Origin of the sequence: Croceicoccus marinus (genome assembly GCF_001661675.2) — a bacterium.
Lineage (GTDB): Bacteria > Pseudomonadota > Alphaproteobacteria > Sphingomonadales > Sphingomonadaceae > Croceicoccus > Croceicoccus marinus.
Map to the genome: position 1 here is coordinate 759,153 of NZ_CP019602.1, position 21,332 is coordinate 780,484.

The window sequence follows — 21,332 nt, forward strand, 5'->3', positions numbered from 1 at the left end:
AAGAAGGTGTTGTAACAAGTGGTCGCAAGATTTTGGATGCCATGTGTGGCTTTGCTGCTGGCAGCATGCGGGACGGACACCGACGTGGCGGACGGCGAGGCGGCGGGTCAGCAGGCCGATGCGGTCATGCCCACCGGCCCCGCCATCGACGTGCTGGCGTTCGGCGACAGCCTGTTCGCGGGATACCGGCTGGACCGCGACGAATCCTATCCCGCAAGGCTTCAGGCCGCGCTGCGCGAGCGGGGGCTGAACGTCAATGTCACCAACGCCGGAGTATCGGGCGATACCACGGCGGCGGGGCTGCAGCGCATCGACTTCGTGCTCGATTCCATGGCGGGAGAGCCCGATCTGGTGCTGCTGGAACTGGGCGCGAACGACATGCTGCGCGGCCTTCCGGCCGAGGAAGCGCGGCGCAATCTCGACACGATCCTGCAGCGGCTCGACCAGCGCGACATCCCGGTGATGGTCTATGGCATGCGCGCCGCGCCCAACCTGGGTGGCGATTACGGCCGCAGCTTCGACAGCATCTTCCCCGATCTGGCCGACAAATACGATGCCGAACTCGTGCCCTTCTTCATCGAGCCGCTGATCTTCGACCGGTCGCTGGTGCAGCAGGACCAGCTGCATCCCACGGCTCAGGGCGTCGACGCGATGGTCGAGCAGACGGTCGAGCAGGTCGAGGACAGGATCGACGACCTCTAGGCCTTTTCGGCCACCCCGTCGGCCACGCGCCAGACCGCGGCCCCGCCTTCCAGCCCGCCGAACAGCGCAAGCTCGGTCCCCGTCATCCACACCTGTGCGCCGCTGGCATCCAGCCTTTCGAACAGCGCGGCGCGGCGCACGGGATCGAGATGGGCGGCAACCTCGTCCAGCAGCAGCACCAGCGGCCGGCCCCCGTCCGCCCCGTGATCCTTGGCCAGCGTGGCATGCGCCAGCGTGATCGCAATCAGCAGCGCCTTCTGCTCGCCGGTCGAGCAATCGGACGCGGGGCGGCCCGTGCCCGACATGACCACCGCCAGATCGTCGCGATGCGGGCCCGACAGCGTGCGCCCCGCACCGCGCTCTGCCCCGCGCGACTGGCGCCACTTGTCCGCCAGCGCATCGGCATCGGCGGGAGAGGCGGGGTCCACCGCGATCTCGGGCCGTGCGAACGGAGCGTCGGGCAGCACCGCCAGCCGCGCCGAAAGCTCGCCCACCACGGCGGCGCGATTGGCGGCGATGGCGGCGCCCGCCTCGGCCATTTCCCTTTCCAGCGCCTCCAGCCACGAGGGATCGGGCGCGCGGTCGGCGGACAGCAGCCGGTTGCGCTCGCGCAGCGCCTTTTCATAGCGGCCCGAGTGGGTGGCATGCTCGGGCCGAATCGCCAGCACCATCCGATCGAGGAAACGGCGCCGCCCCGACGCGCTGTCGGTGAAGAGCCGGTCCATCGCGGGGGTCAGCCATGCGACCGACAGCCATTCGGCCAGCCGAGCGGCGGGCAGGGGCGCGCCGCTGGCCTGCACGATCCTGCGGGCCGGCTTCTGGGCGGGCGCGTCTGCCTGTACCGCCGTGCCCAGCCGCACCGGCGTCACCCCGCTCACCAGATCGGCGCCGATGGCAAAGCCCGCCGCATCGTCTCGCGTCATCTCGGCCAGCTGCGCGCGGCGCAGGCCGCGTCCGGGCGTGAACAGCGAGAGCGCTTCCAGCACATTGGTCTTGCCCGCCCCATTCGCGCCCACAAGCAGGTTGAAGCGTGCCGACCCGTCGAGCCGCGTGGCGCGATGGTTGCGGAAATCGGCAAGCTGGATGCGGTCGAACGCCATCAACCGGCGCTAGCTTTCGAAGGGGCGTGGAGCCAAGCGAAATCCCGATCCCAAACCTTGGCGAAAATTCCCGAACATCGGCAAGCGTTCATCTGCCCGCAATCTAGGCTTTTTTCCAAGTCATTGACGAACAAGGATAATCAAAACTGGCACGGTGCCTGCAATGTATCTGGCATGGAGGCCAAAGGGGCCATCCAACCCAACATTGAAAGGAAATACATCATGTCGAACTCCAACGTCGCCACCCAGGCTTTCGCATTCGCCCTCGCGCTGATCGTGTCGGTCGCCGGCTTCGGCGTCACCGTCGCACCCGATCATGGCAACGATGTCGCACCCGTCTCCGCCGAACTGATCGCCTGATCGATCACCTTAGAAGAAAGGATAATGAACCCATGACCCGGAACTCCAATCTCGCCTCGCAGGCCTTTGCCTTCGCCCTTGCCCTTGTATTGTCGGTCGGTGCCTTTGGTGTCACCGTGGCGCCCGACCACAACAGTGACAGCATCGATCCCGCCGCGGAGATGGTGGCATGAGAGACCTGACCAACCGCAACGACAATTCCCCGCGCAAGTTTCGCCTGAACAAGCAGCGCGGCAAGCTGATGGGCGTCAGCGCGGGGATGGCCGATTATTTCGGCGTCGATGTCATGCTGGTCCGGATCGCCTGGGTGCTGGGAACCCTGCTGGGTTTCGGCTCGCTGATCCTGATCTACATCGCCATCGGCCTGATCGCGGACTGAGGGGCGCGCTAGCCGCGCCCCTTGGCCGCACCACGCCCCCGAATATGCGCGAAAGGTGAGAAATCGGTGTCCGTGTCGAACACATCCACCCCTTCGCGCCTCTTGAGCCAGCCGATGATCGCATAGGTGACCGGCGTCAGCACCACTTCCCAACCGGTCTTGAGCACCCATTGCGTCAGGGCCACCCAGAACACCAGCTCGCTGGTCCAGCCCGCCACGCCCAGGAACGCCAGCGGATAGAAGATCGCGCTGTCGACACCCTGGCCCACCACCGTCGATCCGATGGTCCGTGTCCACAGCATCCGCCCGCCGGTCCAGATCTTCATCTTGGCCATGACGAAGGCGTTGACGAACTCGCCCGCCCAGAAGGCGGCGATCGATGCCAGCACGATGCGCGGCACCTGTCCGAACACCGCCTCGTAAGCGGCCTGGTTGCCCCAATCGGGCGCGGGCGGCATGGCGACGACCACGAAGCTCATGAAAGCCATGAAGACCAGCGCGCCGAACCCGGCCCAGATGCAGCGCCGCGCGGCGCCATAACCGTACACCTCGGTCAGCACGTCGCCGATCACATAGGACACGGGAAAGAACAGCAGCCCCGCGCCGAACGGCCACAGGCCGACCAGCGGCAGTTCGATCACCGCGACCTTGCCCGCGCCGATCACGTTTGACAGCAGCAGCACGGTAACGAAGCCCGCCATGACGAAATCGTAATAGCGAAAAGTGACGGGGGCCGGGCTGCTTGCCGGTTCCGTCGGGGGCTCTGTGCTTCGGGCGGGCGGCGGCGTCGGCTCCATGAAAACAATCGATAGCGGCAATTGCAGCCGCGTCAAAGCGCCGCTATGCGAACCCCCGGCGCGCGCCCTTAGCTCAGCTGGATAGAGCACGAGACTTCTAATCTTGAGGCCGCAGGTTCGACTCCTGCAGGGCGCGCCATTTCCGTTCAGTTTCGGGCGCGAAGCGCCGGTTCGCCAACGCGATGGGGAGGGACCGGTCTGAACGCGTTCCCTTGTTCATGCGATCGCAACCCGCCCGAAACAGACGGCGAGCGAGGCGTGAGGCCGCCGATGGATGGCGCGATCCGCGCCGGAATGTAGGTCTTCGCCCGGCATAAGGCATGCACCATGATCCGCCCCCTGGTCCCGGGCAGGCAAACCTGTGACAAGGCGGCGAAGCAGTATGCTGTGCCGGGTGAGGCGCTGCGCTGCTGCAAGTCGGCCATCTTGTCGTCGGCAATGCAGGTGACCGCTTGTCCGGGCGGCGTCAGCGGCTTGGCGCGATTGACGGGCACCGCCTGAAAGGCGCGTTCCCCGGGCTGCTAGTCCGCCGATCCACGCGCTGCATTGCTGCGCATGCCCGCCAGCACCAGCGACAGGCTGAGCCGGCTGGCGGTCACGCCGCGGATCCGGTGCGCCGCCAGCAAGCTGCCCGCGCGCAGCACGATGGCCGACAGCACCGCGTTGGAAGCACGCGCTTCCGCCTCGCTCATGCCATAGCGCTGCTGCATCGAGGCGAGCAGCGGCGTGCGCGAACGGCGCGCCGCTTCGTCCCGTTCGCCGCGCAGGGCGGCGCGGATCTCGGCCACGCGCAGCAGCGATTGCAGCAGCGGCCCGCGCCGTTCCATGTCGTCGAGATAGCTGATGGTCGACAGGATCACCGCCGTCTGAACATCGCCGCCGCGCAGCGCCACGTCGCGCCGTGCGCTTTCCACGCGCTCAAGCTCGCGCCGGGTCAGCGCCAGCAGCAGGTCGATGCGGCGCGAGAAGCAATTATGCCCCTGCGCCTGTGACAGGCCGATCTCTGCCGCGACGCGCCTGACGGTGACATCGCCAATGCCGTCCGACACCACGATCCGCGCCGCCGCGTCGAGCATTTCCTGCTGCCGGTCGGCAATCGACTTGCGCGTGCGCGGGCGTACGCGGGGCCGTGCCCTGGCGGCAGCGGGCGATTCGCCGGTCGAGCCGTTTCGAGGATCGGGTCGGTTGCCGTTCATGCTCACAGCCTGCGCCAGCGACGCGCTGGTGGCAAGCTGGCAACCTTGCAAAACCCACGGATTCGCGAAGCCGACGCGGGAATTCGCCGCCGTGTGGACATGCGGCCGAACCTGATCATTCAAACAGGGTTTCAATCTATGGGTATGTCGATTATGGACATTCGCAACAGGTATCAGGCGGCGTTTCGTTTTCATTAGAAGATCGGGAATTGCCGTCGCGCCCATAAACGGGAGAGGTCATTTGCTGGAAAACCGTTTTACGCGACTGTTCGGTGTGCAGCATCCGCTGGTGATGGGCGGCATGCAATGGGTGGGCCGCGCGCCGCTGGTCGCCGCCGTGGCCGAGGCGGGGGCCCTGGGCTTCCTGACCGCGCTGACCCAGCCCAGTCCCGAGGAACTGGCGCGAGAGATCTCCCGGGTGCGCGAGCGGACCGACAAGCCGTTCGGCGTCAACCTCACCATCCTGCCAACGATGAAGCCGCCGCCCTATGCCGAATATCGCCGCGCGATCATCGAGAGCGGCGTCACCATCGTCGAGACCGCCGGCCACCGCCCGCAGGAGCATGTCGAGGACCTGAAGGCGAACGGCGTCAGGATCATCCACAAGTGCACCGCCGTGCGCCACGCCATCTCGGCCGAGAAGATGGGCGTCGACTGCATCTCGATCGACGGGTTCGAATGCGCGGGGCATCCGGGCGAGGACGATATCGGCGGGCTGGTGCTGATCCCCGCGGCGGCCGACCGGCTGTCGATCCCCGTCATTGCCAGCGGCGGGATCGCCGACGGGCGCGGGCTCGTCGCCGCCATGGCTCTGGGCGCAGAGGGGGCGAACATGGGCACGCGCTTCCTGGCCACGCAGGAATGCGCGATCCACGACAACGTCAAGCAGCGCATCGTCGAGGCGAGCGAGCGCGACACCAGGCTGATATTCCGCAGCCTGAAGAACACCGCGCGCGTGGGCCGCAACAAGGTGTCCGACGAGGTGGTCGAGATCCTGAAGCGGCCCGAGGCGGAATTCGCCGATGTCGCCCATCTGGTCGCGGGCGCGAAAGGGCGCGAGGTGATGGAGCAAGGCGATCTCGACAATGGCCTCTACTGGGCCAGTATGGCGCAGGGGCTGATCCACGATGTACCGACCGTCGCCGAACTGGTGAACCGCATCATGACCGACGCGCGCGCCATCGTGGGCGAGCGCCTGCCTGCGCTGCTCCGTGAAACGGTCAGCGCCTGATGGCCATCTTCGACGCACCCATCGAGCGCGAAGGCGACACGCTGACCGGCCCGTGGCGCATGCCGCGCCAGATGCTGATGGCGCAGGCCTATGACGGCCATGCCTCGATCCACGACGACAGCACGGCGCAGGGGCTTGGCTTCAAGGGCGGCACGATCGAGGGGCCGACCCATTTCAGCCAGTTCGACCCGCTCTGCCACGCGATCTGGGGCGACGAATGGTTCGCCCATGGCTGCATCTCGGCCCATTACCGCAGCCCGGTGTTCGAGGGCGAGGAGGTGCGCGCGATCCTGACGCGCCAATCCGACCGGCGCGCCGCGATCAACATGGAAAAGCGCGACGGGACCGAGGTGCTGAAGGGCACGGTCTCCATCGGCCCAGACCACCCGCCGACCGCGCTCGACGAACGCATCACGACCCTTGCCCCCTTGGACCAGCCGGTGCTGATGGCGGACGCGGCGGTTGGCGCGAAGACGGGCCGCATCCCCGTCCGCATGGATCTGGACCAGCACATGGGCGACCTCTATCCGTTCTCGCTCGCCGACAAGCTGGAGCGGATGACCGAACCGTCGGAGATCTACCGCGAGATCATCCCGTTCGAGATGGTCAGCGTGCTGGTCAATTCCATCGCGCGCGAACAGCCGTTCCCGGTGCGCGGGCCCAGCGTAGGCCTGTTCGCCGACCAGGAAATCCGCATGCGGCGCGGCCCGCTGAAGGTCGGCCAGCCATACGAGATCGAGCGCGAGATCGTCGCCCTGTCGGGCAGCCGCAAGACCGAATCCATGTGGGTGCTCAGCCGCGTCTTTGTGACAGGTGACAACAGCCCCTTGGCGGTCATGCTGCTCAACACCGCGACTTTGAAACCGTCCTATGCGGATTACGAGGCCGATCGATCGGCCCTTTACGGAGATGCTGCCGATGGCTGATTTCAACACGCTGGATTACCGGGTCGAGGACGGGATCGCGATCGCGACCTTCAATCGCCCCGACAAGATGAACCCCTTCAACGTGGCGATGACGCAGGATCTGATCGCACTGTTCGACCGCACCGATGGTGACGACGATGTGCGCGCGGTCGTCCTGACCGGATCCGGCCGCGCATTCTGCGCAGGCGCGGACCTTGGCGGCGGGGAAAAGACCTTCGACTACAAGCCCGGCGGGCGCGGGGGCGATGTCGACGTGAACGGCGTGCGCCGCGATGGCGGCGGGCGGGTCACCTTGCGCATCTTCCGCAGCCTGAAACCGGTGATCGCCGCGGTGAACGGTGCGGCGGTGGGCGTCGGCGCGACCATGCAGTTGCCGATGGATGCGCGGCTGGCCTCGGTCGATGCGCGCTTCGGTTTTGTCTTCGCGCGGCGCGGCATCACGCCCGAGGCATGTTCCAGCTGGTTCCTGCCGCGCCTTGTCGGTATGCCGCGCGCGCTGGAATGGGTCTATAGCGGACGCGTCTTCGGGGCCGAGGAAGCTTTGGAGGCGGGGCTGGTCCAGTCGCTGCACCAGCCGGAAGAACTGCTGGATGCCGCGGTCGCGCTGGCGCACCGGATGACGGACGATTCGGCGCCGGTATCGGTGGCGCTGTCCCGCCGCATGATGTGGCAATCGCTGGGCGCGCCGCACCCGATGCATGTCCACCGCATCGACAGCCGCGCCATCCAGTCGCGCGGCAAGAGCAATGACGCGCGCGAGGGCATCGCATCCTTCATGGAAAAGCGCCCCGCGCAATATCCGGACCGTGTGTCGAGCGACATGCCCGATTTCTATCCCGACAGCGACGAACCCGAATTCATCTGAGGAATTGCCCCATGAAAGCCCTGGTCCCGGTAAAGCGGGTGATCGATTACAATGTGAAGCCTCGCGTGAAGGCGGATGGTTCTGGTGTCGATCTTGCGAATGTGAAGATGAGCATGAACCCGTTCGACGAGATCGCGGTGGAAGAAGCGATCCGATTGAAGGAAGCGGGCGCGGTCAGCGAGATCGTGGCGGTGAGCATCGGGCCAGCCAAGGCGCAGGAGACATTGCGCACGGCGCTGGCGATGGGCGCGGACAGCGCGGTGCTGGTCGAGACCGATGAGGAGGTCGAGCCCTTGGCGGTCGCCAAGATCCTGAAGGCCGTCGCGGCCGAGGTCGAGCCGGGTCTGATCATCCTGGGCAAGCAGGCGATCGACGACGACAGCAACCAGACGGGCCAGATGCTGGCCGCGCTGATGGAGCTGCCGCAGGGCACGTTCGCATCGAAGATCGAGATGGACGGCGACCACGTGAAGGTGACGCGCGAAGTCGACGGCGGGCTCGAGACCGTGCGGCTGTCGACGCCCGCGATCATCACCACGGATCTGCGCCTGAACGAGCCGCGCTATGCGTCGCTGCCCAACATCATGAAGGCGAAGAAGAAGCCCTTGGAGACGAAGACGCCCGCCGATTACGGCGTCGACATCGCGCCTCGCCTGAAGACGCTGAAGGTGTCCGAACCGCCGGTGCGGCAGGCGGGCGTGAAGGTCGCCGATGTCGATGAACTCGTCGCCAAACTCAAGAGCATGGGAGTCGCCTAAAGGCGGAGCCGGTAAGGAAAGAGATCATGAAGACGCTTGTTTATGTCGATCACGACAATGCGCATCTGGGCGATGCGACGCTGGCCACGATCACCGCGGCATCGAAGCTGGGCGAGGTTCACCTGCTGGTCGCGGGCGCGGGCTGTAGCGCAGTCGCAGACGCCGCAAGCAAGATCGCGGGCGTGGGCAAGGTCCATGTCGCGGATGACGCGGCCTACGAACACCAGCTGGCCGAGAATGTCGCGCCGCTGATCGTGTCGATCATGGGTGCAGGTGAGCATGGGCACGACGCGGTGCTGTTCCCCGCCACCACCACCGGCAAGAACATCGCGCCGCGCGTGGCGGCGCTGATGGACGTGATGCAGATCAGCGACATCCTGTCGGTCGAGGGCGAGAAGACATTCACCCGCCCGATCTATGCGGGCAACGCCATTGCCACGGTCGAGAGCACGGACGCGAAGCTCGTCATCACCGTGCGCGGCACCGCCTTCGACAAGGCCGAGGCCGAGGGCGGGAGCGCCGAAATCGAAGCCGTTGCCAGCACGGGCGACACCGGAAAGTCCAGCTTCGTGTCCGCCGAACTGGCCGAGAGCGAGCGGCCCGAGCTGACATCTGCCAAGATCATCGTCTCGGGCGGCCGCGCGCTGAAGGACGGCGAGACGTTCGAGCAGATCATCATGCCGCTCGCCGACAGACTGGGTGCGGGCGTGGGCGCATCGCGCGCCGCGGTCGACGCAGGCTATGTCCCCAACGACTACCAGGTCGGCCAGACCGGCAAGATCGTCGCGCCCGAAGTCTACATCGCCATCGGCATATCTGGCGCGATCCAGCACCTGGCGGGCATGAAGGATTCGAAGACCATCATCGCCATCAACAAGGACGAGGACGCACCCATCTTCCAGGTCGCCGACATCGGTCTCGTCGCCGACCTCTACAAGGCGGTGCCGGAACTGACCGACAAAGTTTGAAGAGGATACGAACATGGACAAGCAAATGAAGCTTCTTGTCGGCGGATCGCTGGTGGACGGCGGCGCGGGCAGTTTCGACGTGGTGAACCCCGCCACGGGCAAGGCCTTCGCGCAGTGCCCCAAGGCCAGCGAGGCGCAGCTGGACGAAGCGGTTGCCGCGGCGAAGGCGGCGTTTCCCGCATGGGCTGCGACCGATGCGGACGAACGCGGCGCGCTGCTGGGCAGGCTGGCCGACGCGCTCGAGGCGCGGACGGCGGAATTCGCCTCGCTGCTGACGATGGAGCAGGGCAAGCCGACAAGGCAGGCGATGGGCGAGATGATCGGCTGCCTGTTCGTGCTTCGCGCCTTCATGGACAAACGGGCCGATCCGGTCACGCTGCGCGACAAGAACGGCAACACCGTCACCGAACACCGCACCCCGCTTGGCGTGGTCGCGGCGATCACGCCGTGGAACTTCCCGATGATCCTGCTGATGCAGAAGCTGGCCCCGGCGCTGGTCACCGGCAACACCATGGTGCTGAAACCCGCGCCGACCACCCCGCTGACCAGCCTGCTGTTCGCCGAGCTTGCCAGTGAGATCCTGCCTGCAGGCGTGTTCAACGTGATCTGCGACGAGAACGAGCTTGGCGCGAAGCTGACCGGGCATCCCGATGTCGCCAAGATCGCCTTCACCGGTTCCACCGCCACGGGCAAGAAGGTGATGGCCTCGGCCGCCGCCATGGTGAAGCGCGTCACGCTGGAACTGGGCGGCAACGATGCCGCGATCGTGCTCGACGATCTCGACCCCAAGGCCGTCGCCAGAAAGGTCTATGAAGGCGCGATGGCCAATGCGGGCCAGATCTGCGTCGCGGTCAAGCGCGCCTATGTGCCCGCCAACATGTACGACGCCTTTTGCGAGGAAGTCGCCCGGCTTGCGGAAGAGGCGATCGTCGACGACGGATCCAAGCAGGGCACCACGATCGGCCCGATCCAGAACCGCCAGCAGTTCGACCGGGTCAAGGAACTGGTCGAGGATGCCAAGCTGCACGGCAAGGTGATCGCGGGCGGCGAACCGCTGGACCGCGACGGCTATTTCATGCCGCCGACCATCGTGCGCGACCTGCCCGACGATGCGCGACTGGTGCGCGAGGAGCAGTTCGGACCCGTCCTGCCGATCCTGAAATATGACGACATCGACGAGGTGATCGCGCGCGCCAATGCGTCGGAATACGGCCTTGGCGGCACGGTCTGGGGCAAGGATCTGGACCGCGCGACCGAGGTGGCGAAGAAGATCGACACCGGCACGGTCTGGGTGAACCAATATCTTGCCATCGATCCGCGCATCCCGTTCCGCGGATCCAAGCAATCGGGCCTTGGGACCGAACTGGGCGACGACGGGCTGAAGGAATATACGCAGGCGCATATCGTCAACGCGGTGCCCTTCGCAGAGGCCTGACGCGGGCGGCCACCACAGGCAGTGACGGCCATTGCGAGTTGAACGCAGCCGTCATTGCTCTATGGCACATCCATGGACAGCCAGGACAGCAATCGCCCGGTGAATTTCTGCCAGGCCTGCGCGGTGCGCAATCGCGCGATCTGCGCCGACCTCGACGACACGGAAATCGGCCTGCTCAACAGCATCGGCCGCCGCCGCAGGATCGACGCGGGCGAGCAATTGCTGTGGGAAGGCGACGACGCCGTCCTCGTCGCCAATGTGATCGAGGGTGTGCTGAAGCTCTCTTCGGAGACTGCGGCCGGCAAGGAGCAGATCCTGGGTCTTGCCTATCCCTCCGACTTTCTGGGGCGGCCGTTCGGCGAGACCAACAGCTACGGCGTCGAGGCGCTGGTCCCGACCGAGATCTGCGTGTTCTACCGCGCCGATTTCGACCGCTTCGCGCGGGAACACCCGAAGCTTGAGCACCGCCTGCTGGAACGCACCCTGTCCGAACTCGACCGCACGCGGCGCTGGATGCTGCTGCTGGGCCGCATGAATGCCGAGCAGAAACTGGCCAGCTTCCTGCTGGAAACGGCGGAGAGGCTTGCGCCCGCGTCCTGCGGCTTCGTGCCGGGCGGGGCGCCGCGCCGGATCGAACTGCCCCTCTCGCGCCAGCAGATCGCCGATGTGCTGGGGCTGACCATCGAGACCGTCAGCCGCCAGTTCACGCGCATGAAGAAGGACGGGCTGATCGGCATATCGGGCCGCCGCGACATCACCATCCTCGACTGGCAGGCGCTGGCGGACCGCGCCGAATAGGAATGCACCGGGACGCCGCCGGTCGTGAAGCGGCGCCCCGGTGCTGCCTCTCGCTTCCGGGCATCCCCCGATTCAGAAGCGATAGGCAAGCCCTGCGCCGATCACCCAGGGGTCGAGCTTGTGCTCGGTCTGGATCGCCAGCGTATCGCCCGCATACCAGCGCGCCGTGGTGTCGATGAAATAGCGCTTGGCATCGATGCTGACCGCAAGGCCGCTGTCGTTCAGCGGAATGTCGACGCCCGCCTGCAGCGCGACGCCCAATTCGTCCGACATCCGGAAATCGGTCACGCCCAGCGGCAGCGTCGCCGCGCCCGGCTGTTCGTCGATCCAGATGAAATAGGCCGGACCCGCGCCGACATAGGGCTTCACCGCGCCCAGATCGGCGTGATATTTCAGCGTGACCGTCGCGGGCACCAGCTTGGCATCGGACACTAGTTCCGCCCCCGGCAGGCCTGTCGTGCCGTCGACGTCGTGCTGGGTGAGGCAGCAGATCGTCTCCACCGAGATCGCATCGGTAAAGAAATATTCGATGGCAATCGTCGGCACGACATTGTCGTTGGCCTTGGTCTGCGTATCGGCGGGCAGGCCGACGATATCCGTTTCGACATCGCTGATCTTGCCGTCGGGCAATACGCCGGTGACGAACGCCTTCACCTGCACATGGCCCCCACTTCCTTGACCGGCGCGGTCCTGCGCTTGGGCAGATAGCGGCGCGGCCAGCGCGGCGAGAGTAAGGGCACCAATCGTAACGGGCAGTTTCATCGAATATTCCCGGCGGCGCAGTGACCGCCCCGTGCGGCCCAGGATTGTTGCGTCGCTGGAGGCCAGATGCCCGCGCAGCTCCGCGCATTCATTGACCCACATCAATGATGCGACGCGCCTTTGCGAACAGCGTGAAAAGGATGCAGACCCTTCGAAGCGCTCCGCCAGCGATTTGCGAGCAACCCATCGACCGCTTCGTGGCGGATGTCCTGCCGTCCGAAGTCTCTGAGGTGGCGCGGCTTCGGCTGCGTGAACTCGCCCAGCCCGTCAGCGCCATCGGCGGCGAGGCGGTCTTTTCCCCATGCACCCGAAGCCGCATCGTCCATATCGCGCACGGATCGGTCAGGCTGGTCGCGCATGCTTCGGAACAGCGCGACCAGGTGCTCTCGTTCCATTTCGCGGGCGATCTGGTGCTCGTCCCTGCGCGCGCGGCGCATGGCTACACGCTCTACGCGCTGGGTGCGTGCGAGATGGTGGCCTTCGCCGCCGACCCGCTGTTCGAACTGGCGCGAAGCGATGCGGCGCTCGGCCACGAATTGCTGACCCGCACGCTGCGCGCGCTGGCCCGCTCGCGCGAAAAGACCATCGCACTGGGCCGCAAGACCGCGCAGGAACGGGTGGCGAGCTTCCTTGTCGGCATGGCGGAGCGCATCGGCGTGCCGGACGATGAGGGCTGCCTGCTCGACCTGCCCATGACGCGCCGTGACATCGCCGACAGCCTGGGCCTGACGATCGAGACGATCAGCCGCCAGCTGGGCGAATTGCGCGACGCAGGGCTGCTCGCGACGTCGGGACGCTCGCGGATCCGCCTGCTCGACCTGCCGGGGCTTGCGGCGCGCGCGGGCCATCTGCCGGCGGGCCATCTGTCGGCGGGCCATCTGTCGGCGGGCGCGCTGACAAAATCGTCAATTTGACCTGCATCAACGAAACGCCCGCCCGCGCTCCCTAGGCCGCATCCAAACGGACGGAGATTTCCATGCACGCGGAAGCTGCAATCGGCCGCACCGGACTTTGGTTCGCGGTCCTGATCATATCGATACTGGTCTTCATGACGGCGGCGGACAGCGGCTTTGCCGCCCATGCGGTGATCGTCGGCATCACCGCCTTTGCGCTGATGGCGATGAGCGCGGCGCGCTTCGACCCGCTCGGCAAGGCGCAGGGGTTCTTCAAGATGCCCGAGGGCCCGTCGCGCTATGACGACGATGTCATTCGCTGGGGCGTCATCGCGACGATGTTCTGGGGCATGGCGGGCCTGCTGGCCGGCGTGTTCATCGCCTCGCAGCTGGCCTTTCCGCAGCTGAATTTCGAGCCTTACCTGAACTTCGGCCGCGTGCGCCCGCTCCACACCAGCGCGGTGATCTTCGCGTTCGGCGGCAACGCGCTGATCGCGACCAGCTTTTACGTCGTGCAGCGCACCTGCCGCACGCAGCTGGCGTTCCCCGGCCTCGCGCGCTTCGTGTTTTGGGGCTACCAGATGTTCATCGTGCTGGCGGCGACCGGCTATCTCCTTGGCGTCACCCAGTCCAAGGAATATGCCGAGCCCGAATGGTACGTCGACCTGTGGCTGACCATCGTGTGGATCGCCTATGGCGCGGTGTTCATCGGCACCATCATCCGCCGCCACGAACCGCATATCTATGTCGCGAACTGGTTCTATCTGGCCTTCATCGTGACCATCGCGATGCTGCATGTGGTCAACAATCTGGCGATTCCGGTCAGTCTCGTCGGATCGCGCAGCTACAGCGCCTTTTCCGGGGTGCAGGATGCACTGACCCAGTGGTGGTACGGCCATAACGCGGTCGGCTTCTTCCTGACTGCCGGCTTCCTCGCGATGATGTATTATTTCGTGCCCAAGCAGGCAGAGCGTCCGGTCTATAGCTACCGCCTGTCGATCATCCACTTCTGGTCGCTGATCTTCCTCTACATCTGGGCGGGTCCGCACCACCTCCACTATACCGCGCTGCCCGACTGGGCGCAGACGCTGGGGATGGTGTTCTCGGTCATGCTGTGGATGCCCAGCTGGGGCGGCATGATCAACGGTCTGATGACGCTGAACGGCGCATGGGACAAGGTGCGCACCGACCCGATCATCCGCATGATGGTCATGGCGCTCGCATTCTACGGCATGAGCACCTTCGAGGGGCCGATGCTGTCGATCAAGAGCGTCAACAGCCTGTCGCACTATACCGACTGGACCATCGGCCACGTCCATTCCGGCGCGCTGGGCTGGAACGGCATGATCACCTTCGCCTGCATGTACTACCTCGTCCCTCGGCTGTGGAAGCGCGAGCGGATGTACTCGCTGCGCATGATCAACTGGCACTTCTGGCTCGCGACCATCGGCATCGTCTTCTACGCCGCCAGCATGTGGGTGGCGGGCGTGACCCAGGGGCTGATGTGGCGCGAATACGGGCCCGATGGTTATCTGGTGAACAGCTTTGCCGATACGGTTGCCGCGCTGCACCCGATGTATCTGATGCGCGCGTTCGGCGGGCTGCTCTATCTCTCCGGCGCCGCGATCATGAGCTTCAATGTCTGGATGACGCTGGCCGGCAGGCTGCGCGAGGAGGCGCCGATGACCGACGCGTCCTACGATCCGCGGGCCGACCGCCCGATCGTCCATTCCGACCCAATTGCCGTTCCGGCCGAATAAGGAACGCCGACCATGAGCATGACCGAACGCCACAAGAAGCTCGAGCGCAACATCACGCTGCTGTCCGTGGCCACCTTCGTGGCCGTCGCCATCGGCGGGCTGGTGGAAATCGCCCCGCTGTTCTGGATCGACAACACGATCGAGGAGGTCGAGGGGATGCGCCCCTATACCCCGCTGGAGCAGGCCGGGCGCGACATCTATATCCGCGAGGGCTGCTATTCCTGCCACAGCCAGATGGTCCGCCCCTTCCGCGACGAGGTGGAGCGCTATGGCCATTACAGCCTGGCCGCGGAAAGCATGTACGACCACCCGTTCCAGTGGGGATCGAAGCGCACCGGGCCGGACCTGGCGCGCGTGGGCGGCCGCTATTCCGACGAATGGCACGTCCAGCACCTTGAAAACCCGCAGAGCGTGGTGCCCGAAAGCGTGATGCCCCAATACGGCTTCCTGCTGGAAAGCGAGCTTGAGGTGCACGATCCGGCGGCGAACCTGGTCGCGCTGCGCCGCGTCGGCGTGCCCTATTCGGACCGCGACATCGCGCAGGCGCGCCAGGACATGATCCTGCAGGCCAATCCCGAAGCGGGCGGCGATGTCGATGAATTCCTGGCCCGCTACCCCAGGGCTCAGGTGCGTGATTTCGACGGGCAGCCGCAGCAGCTGACCGAGATGGATGCGCTGGTCGCCTATCTTCAGATGCTGGGTACGCTGGTCGATTTCGGCAGCGCCGCCGCGCAGGAAGAGCTTGCGGAGGAGACGGGCCGATGAGCGTCTATGAAACCCTGCGCCATTTCGCCGACAGCTATGGGCTGGTGGTAATGCTGGCGATCTTCGTAACGCTGTGCGCCTGGCCTTTCCGCCCGGGCGCGAAGCAGCACAACCGCGCCGCCGCGAACCTAATCTTCAAGGACGAGAACGATGGCGAATAAGCGCCCCACCGGTAAGCGTATCGACGAGCCGACGGGCACCGAGACCGTCGGCCACGAATGGGACGGTATCGAGGAGCTCGACACCCCCATGCCGCGCTGGTGGCTGTGGACCTTCTATCTCACGATCGTCTTCGCCATCTTCTATGTCATCGCCTTTCCCGCCTGGCCGATGGTGGACAAGGCCACCGAAGGCGTGCTCGGCTGGTCCAGCCGCGGACAGCTGGCGAAAGAGATCAGCGCCGCCGATCTCGCCAGGCAGGGCGTGCGCGACCGGCTCGCCCGCATTCCGATCGAGCGCCTGCCCGAGGACAGCGCGCTGATGGCGCAGGCGGTCGCGGGCGGCAATGCCGCGTTCAAGGTCAATTGCGTGCAGTGCCACGGATCGGGCGCGGCGGGCAGCCAGAACCTGGGCTATCCCAACCTCAACGACGACGACTGGCTGTGGGGCGGCGATCTGCGCGCCATCGAATACACGCTGACCCATGGCATCCGGCAGGCCGGCCATGACGAGACCCGGATGAGCATCATGCCCGCCTTCGAGGGCATGCTGGAACCCGCGCAGGTGGAAGCGGTGGTAAGCCATGTCCTGTCGCTGAGCGGCAAGGCCGAGGGCAGCGCGCTGGGCGCTCAGACTTTCGCCGACAATTGCGCGGTCTGCCATGGCGCGCGCGGCGAGGGCAGCCGCGAATTCGGCGCGCCCAGCCTGAACGATGCGATCTGGCTGCGCGGCAGCACGCGCGAGGACATTCGCAGGCAGGTGCTCAATCCGCGGCTGGGCATGATGCCAAAATGGGAGGGGCGGCTCGACCCGGTGACGATCAAGATGCTGGCCGCCTATGTCCACTCGCTTGGCGGCGGCGAGGATTTCGTGGAGGTCGCCGCGGATCCGGCGGTCGAGGTCGATGAACAGCCCTGACGGCCCAGCCGGAAAGAACGACCGCGACACCGATGTCGCGGTCGAGGACGGCGTCGCCAGGACGAACCGCCCGGTCAGCAGCGCCGTCGCCGATCCCGGCGCGGCCACGCACCGCCACGAACCGCACGAGCCCGAGCGCGCGCACCTGCCCGAAAAGCTCTATGAAAAGCGCCAGGCGGTGCACAACAAGCGCATCGACGGGCCGTTCCGCCGGTTCAAATGGGCGATGATGATCGTCACGCTGGCGATCTATTACGTGACCCCGTGGATCCGCTGGGACCGCGGCCCCTATGCACCCGACCAGGCGGTGCTGGTCGACCTGGCGAACCGCCGCTTCTACATGTTCGGGATAGAGATCTGGCCCCACGAATTCTATTTTGTCGCAGGGCTTTTGATCATGGCGGGGATCGGCCTGTTCCTCGTCACCAGCGCGGTGGGGCGTGCATGGTGCGGCTATGCCTGTCCGCAGACGGTGTGGACCGACCTGTTCCAGCATGTCGACCGCTTCGTCGACGGCGACCGCAACGCGCGAATGCGCCTCGACGCCGCGCCGTGGACATGGGGCAAGGTTCTGCGCCGCGCGTTCAAGTGGACGATCTATGCCGTGATCGGCTTTGCCACCGGCGGCGCGTGGATCCTGTATTTCGCCGATGCGCCGACCCTGTTCCGCGACTTCTTCGCGGGCGATGCGGCCCCCGTCGCCTATATCACCGTGGCGGTGCTGACTCTGACCACGGTGGTGCTGGGCGGCTTCATGCGCGAGCAGGTGTGCATCTACATGTGCCCCTGGCCCCGCATCCAGAGCGCCATGCTGGACGAGAAATCGCTGATCGTCACCTACAAGGACTGGCGCGGCGAACCGCGCGGCAGCGTCAAGAAGGCGCGAAAGCATCCCGGCGAGTTCGGCGACTGCATCGACTGCAACCTGTGCGTCGCGGTCTGCCCGACCGGCATCGACATACGCGAAGGACCGCAGATCGGCTGTATCACCTGCGCGCTGTGCATCGACGCCTGCGACCGCGTGATGGCCGAGGTCGGGCGCCCACGCGGGCTGATCGACTATGCCACGCTGGAGGATTGCGAGCGCGAGGCGAGGGGGGAAACCCCGCGCTCGCCATGGCGCACGCTGCTGCGGCCGCGCACCATCGCCTATTCGCTGATCTGGGGCAGCATCGGCCTTGCGCTGCTGTTCGCGCTGGGCGTGCGCAGCCACACGGGCCTCACCGTCTCGCCCGACCGCAACCCGCCCTTCATGCTGATGAGCGACGGGTCGATCCGCAATTCCTTCACGCTGAAGCTGCGCAACATGGAAAGCCGCCCCCGCGACATGGCGATCGCGCTGGAGGGATTGCCCGGCGGCGTGATGTGGTCCGACACGATCGGCCGCGACGATGCCGCCCCGGCCCAGGTGATGACCGTGCCCGCCGACCAGACGCGCACCATGCGCGCCTATGTCATGGCCCCTGCCGGGACGGGCGAGCGTGACTTCGCCTTTCGTATCACATCGCAGGACGAACAGCGCGAAACCGATTCCGTCGAAACCCGGTTCTCCGCACCCGAAGCCGGCCAACCGCGAGACAGCCAATGAAAAGCGAATTCACCGGACGCCACATGACCGCCGTGCTGGTCGGCGGCTTTGGCATCGTCATCGCAGTCAACCTGTCGATGGCGACGCTGGCGACGCGCGGCTTCGGCGGCGTGGTGGTCGAGAATTCCTATGTCGCCAGCCAGAAATACAACGGCTGGCTGGATCAGGCGCGCAAGCAGCAAGCGCTGGGCTGGAGCGTCGATGTAAAGCGGCAGCGGGACGGCACCATCGCGCTGGCCCCGCACGGCGTGCCCGATGGCGCAGACGTCACTGCACAAATTCGCCGCCCGCTGGGCGAGCCCGAGACGACCGAACTCGCCTTCGACGCCTCAGCGCCGGGCACGCTCGTCTCGACAACCCCCGTCGCGGCAGGCCGCTGGATCGCGCGCATCGCCATCGAGGGGGGCGGCGACCGCTGGGCCAGGGAGGTCCACATCGAATGAACGCGCCCGCCGTTATCGACCGCGCCGCCGCCGCGCCGCTGTTGGACACGCGCCTCACCGTGCCCGGCATGCGCTGCGCGGGCTGCATCGCCAAGATCGAGCGCGGGCTGAACGCGCTGGAGGGCGTCGAGCAGGCGCGCGTCAATTTCTCCGCGAAACGCGTGGCGGTGCGGCACGGCCCCTCGCTGGACGAGGACGATCTGGTAAAGGCGCTGCGCCATCTGGGCTTCGAGGGGCAGGCCGCCGCCGCCGATCCGCTGGTCCGGGACGAGCGCGAAACCCGCGCGCTGCTGCGCGCGCTGGCGGTGGCGGGGTTCGGCATGATGAACATCATGCTGCTGTCGGTCAGCGTCTGGTCGGGCGCGGGCGGGGTGACGCGCGACCTGTTCCACTGGCTGTCAGCGATCATCGCCCTGCCGGTCGTCGCTTTTGCGGGACGGCCCTTCTTTGCCTCCGCCGCCATGGCGCTGCGTTATCGCCGGACCAACATGGACGTGCCGATCTCCATCGGCGTGCTGCTGGCGACAGGCCTCAGCCTCTATGAAACCGTCACGGGCGGAGAGCATGCCTATTTCGACGGCGCGGTGATGCTGCTGTTCTTCCTGCTGGCGGGCCGCGCGCTGGATGCGGCGATGCGCGGACGCACCCGCGCGGGCATCGGCGCGCTGCTGGGGCGGATGGGACGCAGCGCGGGCGTGGTCCAGCCCGACGGATCGGTTCGCCGGGTAACGGCCGACGCGCTGGAGCCAGGCATGCTGATGCTGGTCGCGGCGGGCGAGGCGCTGGCCGCCGACGGCGTGCTGGAAGGTGGCGGACTGGAAGGCGGCGGGGCCACCATCGACAACGCGATGCTGACCGGCGAAAGCACGCCCGAACAGGTCGCGGAGGGATCAGCGGTCCATGCAGGCGCGATCAACCTGATGCACCCGATCCGCGTGCGCGTCACCCGCACCGGCAGCGATACCGCGCTTGCCGAGATCGCGCGGCTGATGGACGAGGCGGGGCAGTCGCGCAATTTTTATGTCCGCATCGCCGACCGCGCCTCGCGCCTCTATGCGCCGGCGGTGCATTCGCTGGCGGCGCTGGCGTTCATCGGCTGGATGATCGCGGGGGCGGGCTGGCACCAGTCGCTGGTGATCGCGATCGCGGTGCTGATCATCACCTGTCCCTGCGCGATGGGGCTGGCGGTGCCCGCCGCGCAAGTGGTCGCTTCGGGCGCGCTGATCCGGCAGGGCCTGCTGGTCAAGGACGGCAGCGCATTGGAACGGCTGGCCGAGGTCGACATCGCCCTGTTCGACAAAACCGGCACGCTGACCCTGGGCGAGATGCGCGCCGACACCGGCGGTCTGTCAGCCGAGCAGAAGGCCGCCGCCCTGGCGCTGGCACAGGCAAGCCGCCATCCGCTCAGCATCGGCCTCGCGAAATCGCTGATGGCGGAAGGGATCGTGCCTACCGAAGTGACCGACATTCGCGAGGTGGAAGGCGTCGGTATTTCGGGCAGGATCGGCATGCGTGACGTGGCGCTCGAACGCCCGCAGGCGGGGGGCGAGGGCCCTCGGGTGCAATTGCGGATCGGCGATGATGCGGCCCTCGTCCGCTTCGCGGACCGGCTGCGCCCCGATGCGCCCGCTGTGCTGGCCCGGCTCCGGAGCCTCGGCGTCGATGCCAGCATCGTGTCCGGCGACAGCGCCGCCGCCGTGGCGCGCATGTCGGCGGATCTCGGCATTCCCGGCGAAGGCGGCATCTCGCCCACGGGCAAGCTGGAAGCGCTCGCAACCCTCAAGGCCGCCGGTCATCGCCCGCTGATGGTCGGCGACGGGCTGAACGACGGTCCGGCGCTTGCCGCCGCGCATGCCTCGATCGCGCCGGGCACCGCCAGCGACGCCAGCCAGCAGGCGGCCGACGCGGTCTTCATCGGCGAAAGGCTGATGCCCGCCGCGCTGGCGGTGCAGGTCGCCCGGCGCACCATGGCCATCGTGCGGCAGAACTTCGGCTTCGCGATCGGCTACAACATCCTTGCGGTTCCGCTGGCGCTGGCGGGCATGGTCACGCCGCTTATCGCAGCGGTCGCGATGTCGCTCAGCTCGCTGGTCGTCGTGGGCAACTCGCTGCGACTGGCGCGCGCGGCACGGGACCACCGGCCATGAGCGTGCTCGTCTATCTCATCCCGGTCGCGCTGGGCATGGGCGGGGCGGGGCTGGCGCTGTTCTTCTGGGCGATGCGCGACGGCCAGTTCGAGGATCTGGACGGCGCGGCCAATCGCATCCTGATCGACGACGAGGAAGGTGAGGACGCATGATCGCGCCCGCCTTTGCCTTGGTCGCCCTGCTGCCGCTGGCCATCGGCAGCCCGCCTCCATCGGCCGCGACCATGCACGTCACCATCTGTTCCGGCGCGCAGAGCCGCACGGTCGAGATCCCGATCCCCGGCAAGGATCCCGCCATGCCGCCGCCGTGCCCCGCCAAGGCGTGCCATGCCGGATGCAACCGCAAGCAATTTGATCCATCGCAATGACGACAGGGGCGGGCC

The 21,332-nt window shown here is 66.6% G+C and carries 26 protein-coding genes and 1 tRNA gene; 23 read left to right on the forward strand and 4 right to left on the reverse strand.

Going from position 1 to position 21,332, the window contains the following annotated elements; translation table 11 throughout:
* The first annotated feature begins 36 nt into the window (after positions 1-36).
* Positions 37-702 carry an arylesterase gene (locus tag A9D14_RS03600; protein ID WP_066843006.1) on the forward strand — a complete coding sequence of 222 codons (666 nt, stop codon included), beginning with the start codon at positions 37-39 and terminating at the stop codon, positions 700-702.
* Here the strand turns inward: A9D14_RS03600 and recF are convergent.
* A complete protein-coding gene (gene recF / locus A9D14_RS03605; protein ID WP_066843010.1) occupies positions 699-1,802 on the reverse strand; it encodes a DNA replication/repair protein RecF in 1,104 nt (367 codons plus the stop codon). The two genes, A9D14_RS03600 and recF, sit on opposite strands and share 4 nt — an antisense overlap.
* On the opposite strand from recF, the gene A9D14_RS19300 reads away from it, so the two are divergent.
* Genes A9D14_RS19300 through A9D14_RS03615 form a run of 3 tightly spaced genes read left to right on the forward strand, consistent with a single transcriptional unit; the run spans position 1,761 to position 2,541 of the window.
* Entirely contained in the window at positions 1,761-2,162 is a 402-nt protein-coding gene (locus A9D14_RS19300; protein WP_157668122.1) for a hypothetical protein, read from the forward strand. The genes recF and A9D14_RS19300 overlap by 42 nt on opposite strands.
* A 32-nt stretch (positions 2,163-2,194) precedes the next feature.
* A complete protein-coding gene (locus A9D14_RS19305; RefSeq protein WP_157668123.1) occupies positions 2,195-2,335 on the forward strand; it encodes a hypothetical protein in 141 nt (46 codons plus the stop codon).
* Positions 2,332-2,541: a PspC domain-containing protein gene (locus A9D14_RS03615; protein ID WP_066843012.1), complete on the forward strand. Its 210-nt coding sequence runs from the start codon at positions 2,332-2,334 to the stop codon at positions 2,539-2,541. Before A9D14_RS19305 ends, A9D14_RS03615 begins: the two co-directional genes overlap by 4 nt.
* 8 nt (positions 2,542-2,549) lie before the next feature.
* Here the strand turns inward: A9D14_RS03615 and A9D14_RS03620 are convergent, their stop codons facing one another.
* Positions 2,550-3,242, reverse strand: coding sequence for a queuosine precursor transporter (locus tag A9D14_RS03620; RefSeq protein ID WP_198302041.1), 693 nt, complete (start codon positions 3,240-3,242; stop codon positions 2,550-2,552).
* Between the two features lie 158 nt (positions 3,243-3,400).
* Between A9D14_RS03620 and A9D14_RS03625 the strand changes: the two genes are divergently transcribed.
* Both A9D14_RS03625 and A9D14_RS19310 read left to right on the forward strand, forming a co-directional pair.
* Positions 3,401-3,477 (forward strand) — tRNA-Arg (locus A9D14_RS03625).
* Between the two features lie 188 nt (positions 3,478-3,665).
* Positions 3,666-3,839, forward strand: coding sequence for a hypothetical protein (locus tag A9D14_RS19310; protein WP_157668124.1), 174 nt, complete (start codon positions 3,666-3,668; stop codon positions 3,837-3,839).
* A 20-nt stretch (positions 3,840-3,859) separates the two neighbouring features.
* Here A9D14_RS19310 and A9D14_RS03630 read toward each other — a convergent pair whose 3' ends face one another.
* Positions 3,860-4,534, reverse strand: coding sequence for a TetR/AcrR family transcriptional regulator (locus A9D14_RS03630; RefSeq protein ID WP_157668125.1), 675 nt, complete (start codon positions 4,532-4,534; stop codon positions 3,860-3,862).
* Positions 4,535-4,826: 292 nt separating this feature from the next.
* On the opposite strand from A9D14_RS03630, the gene A9D14_RS03635 reads away from it, so the two are divergent.
* From A9D14_RS03635 to A9D14_RS03665, 7 genes are all read left to right on the forward strand, one after another.
* Positions 4,827-5,765, forward strand: coding sequence for an NAD(P)H-dependent flavin oxidoreductase (locus A9D14_RS03635; protein WP_066848172.1), 939 nt, complete (start codon positions 4,827-4,829; stop codon positions 5,763-5,765).
* On the forward strand, positions 5,765-6,691 hold the full coding sequence (locus A9D14_RS03640; protein WP_066843021.1) for a hypothetical protein: 927 nt from the start codon (positions 5,765-5,767) through the stop codon (positions 6,689-6,691). Before A9D14_RS03635 ends, A9D14_RS03640 begins: the two co-directional genes overlap by 1 nt.
* Positions 6,684-7,556, forward strand: a complete 873-nt coding sequence (locus A9D14_RS03645) for a crotonase/enoyl-CoA hydratase family protein (RefSeq protein WP_066848181.1) — start codon at positions 6,684-6,686, stop codon at positions 7,554-7,556. The genes A9D14_RS03640 and A9D14_RS03645 overlap by 8 nt, the downstream gene beginning before the upstream one ends.
* Before the next feature lie 11 nt (positions 7,557-7,567).
* The gene (locus A9D14_RS03650) at positions 7,568-8,314 is read left to right on the forward strand and encodes an electron transfer flavoprotein subunit beta/FixA family protein (protein WP_066843023.1); all 747 of its coding nucleotides are present in this window, start codon (positions 7,568-7,570) and stop codon (positions 8,312-8,314) included.
* 26 nt (positions 8,315-8,340) lie between these two features.
* Positions 8,341-9,282 (forward strand): electron transfer flavoprotein subunit alpha/FixB family protein, encoded by a 942-nt coding sequence (locus tag A9D14_RS03655; RefSeq protein WP_066843025.1) that lies wholly within the window; start codon positions 8,341-8,343, stop codon positions 9,280-9,282.
* Between the two features lie 13 nt (positions 9,283-9,295).
* Positions 9,296-10,717, forward strand: coding sequence for an aldehyde dehydrogenase family protein (locus A9D14_RS03660; protein WP_066843026.1), 1,422 nt, complete (start codon positions 9,296-9,298; stop codon positions 10,715-10,717).
* Positions 10,718-10,789: 72 nt separating this feature from the next.
* Positions 10,790-11,515: a Crp/Fnr family transcriptional regulator gene (locus A9D14_RS03665; protein WP_083987605.1), complete on the forward strand. Its 726-nt coding sequence runs from the start codon at positions 10,790-10,792 to the stop codon at positions 11,513-11,515.
* A gap of 72 nt (positions 11,516-11,587) precedes the next feature.
* Here the strand turns inward: A9D14_RS03665 and A9D14_RS03670 are convergent, their stop codons facing one another.
* Positions 11,588-12,277 carry an OmpW/AlkL family protein gene (locus tag A9D14_RS03670; protein ID WP_066848186.1) on the reverse strand — a complete coding sequence of 230 codons (690 nt, stop codon included), beginning with the start codon at positions 12,275-12,277 and terminating at the stop codon, positions 11,588-11,590.
* Between the two features lie 140 nt (positions 12,278-12,417).
* Between A9D14_RS03670 and A9D14_RS03675 the strand changes: the two genes are divergently transcribed.
* The 10 genes from A9D14_RS03675 to A9D14_RS03720 all read left to right on the forward strand — a co-directional run bounded on the left by A9D14_RS03675 (position 12,418) and on the right by A9D14_RS03720 (position 21,317).
* The gene (locus tag A9D14_RS03675) at positions 12,418-13,191 is read left to right on the forward strand and encodes a helix-turn-helix domain-containing protein (protein WP_066848188.1); all 774 of its coding nucleotides are present in this window, start codon (positions 12,418-12,420) and stop codon (positions 13,189-13,191) included.
* Between the two features lie 62 nt (positions 13,192-13,253).
* Entirely contained in the window at positions 13,254-14,930 is a 1,677-nt protein-coding gene (ccoN, locus tag A9D14_RS03680; protein ID WP_066843027.1) for a cytochrome-c oxidase, cbb3-type subunit I, read from the forward strand.
* Between the two features lie 12 nt (positions 14,931-14,942).
* The gene (gene ccoO, locus A9D14_RS03685; RefSeq protein WP_066843028.1) at positions 14,943-15,695 is read left to right on the forward strand and encodes a cytochrome-c oxidase, cbb3-type subunit II; all 753 of its coding nucleotides are present in this window, start codon (positions 14,943-14,945) and stop codon (positions 15,693-15,695) included.
* A complete protein-coding gene (locus A9D14_RS03690) occupies positions 15,692-15,856 on the forward strand; it encodes a CcoQ/FixQ family Cbb3-type cytochrome c oxidase assembly chaperone (RefSeq protein ID WP_066843029.1) in 165 nt (54 codons plus the stop codon). The genes ccoO and A9D14_RS03690 overlap by 4 nt, the downstream gene beginning before the upstream one ends.
* Positions 15,846-16,772, forward strand: a complete 927-nt coding sequence (ccoP, locus tag A9D14_RS03695; RefSeq protein ID WP_066843031.1) for a cytochrome-c oxidase, cbb3-type subunit III — start codon at positions 15,846-15,848, stop codon at positions 16,770-16,772. The genes A9D14_RS03690 and ccoP overlap by 11 nt, the downstream gene beginning before the upstream one ends.
* The gene (gene ccoG / locus A9D14_RS03700; RefSeq protein ID WP_083987609.1) at positions 16,759-18,360 is read left to right on the forward strand and encodes a cytochrome c oxidase accessory protein CcoG; all 1,602 of its coding nucleotides are present in this window, start codon (positions 16,759-16,761) and stop codon (positions 18,358-18,360) included. Before ccoP ends, ccoG begins: the two co-directional genes overlap by 14 nt.
* Positions 18,357-18,803, forward strand: coding sequence for a FixH family protein (locus A9D14_RS03705; RefSeq protein ID WP_066843034.1), 447 nt, complete (start codon positions 18,357-18,359; stop codon positions 18,801-18,803). Before ccoG ends, A9D14_RS03705 begins: the two co-directional genes overlap by 4 nt.
* Entirely contained in the window at positions 18,800-20,950 is a 2,151-nt protein-coding gene (locus tag A9D14_RS03710; RefSeq protein ID WP_066843036.1) for a heavy metal translocating P-type ATPase, read from the forward strand. Before A9D14_RS03705 ends, A9D14_RS03710 begins: the two co-directional genes overlap by 4 nt.
* On the forward strand, positions 20,947-21,102 hold the full coding sequence (ccoS, locus tag A9D14_RS03715) for a cbb3-type cytochrome oxidase assembly protein CcoS (RefSeq protein ID WP_066843037.1): 156 nt from the start codon (positions 20,947-20,949) through the stop codon (positions 21,100-21,102). Before A9D14_RS03710 ends, ccoS begins: the two co-directional genes overlap by 4 nt.
* Positions 21,099-21,317, forward strand: coding sequence for a hypothetical protein (locus A9D14_RS03720; RefSeq protein WP_066843038.1), 219 nt, complete (start codon positions 21,099-21,101; stop codon positions 21,315-21,317). Before ccoS ends, A9D14_RS03720 begins: the two co-directional genes overlap by 4 nt.
* Positions 21,318-21,332 lie beyond the last annotated feature (15 nt).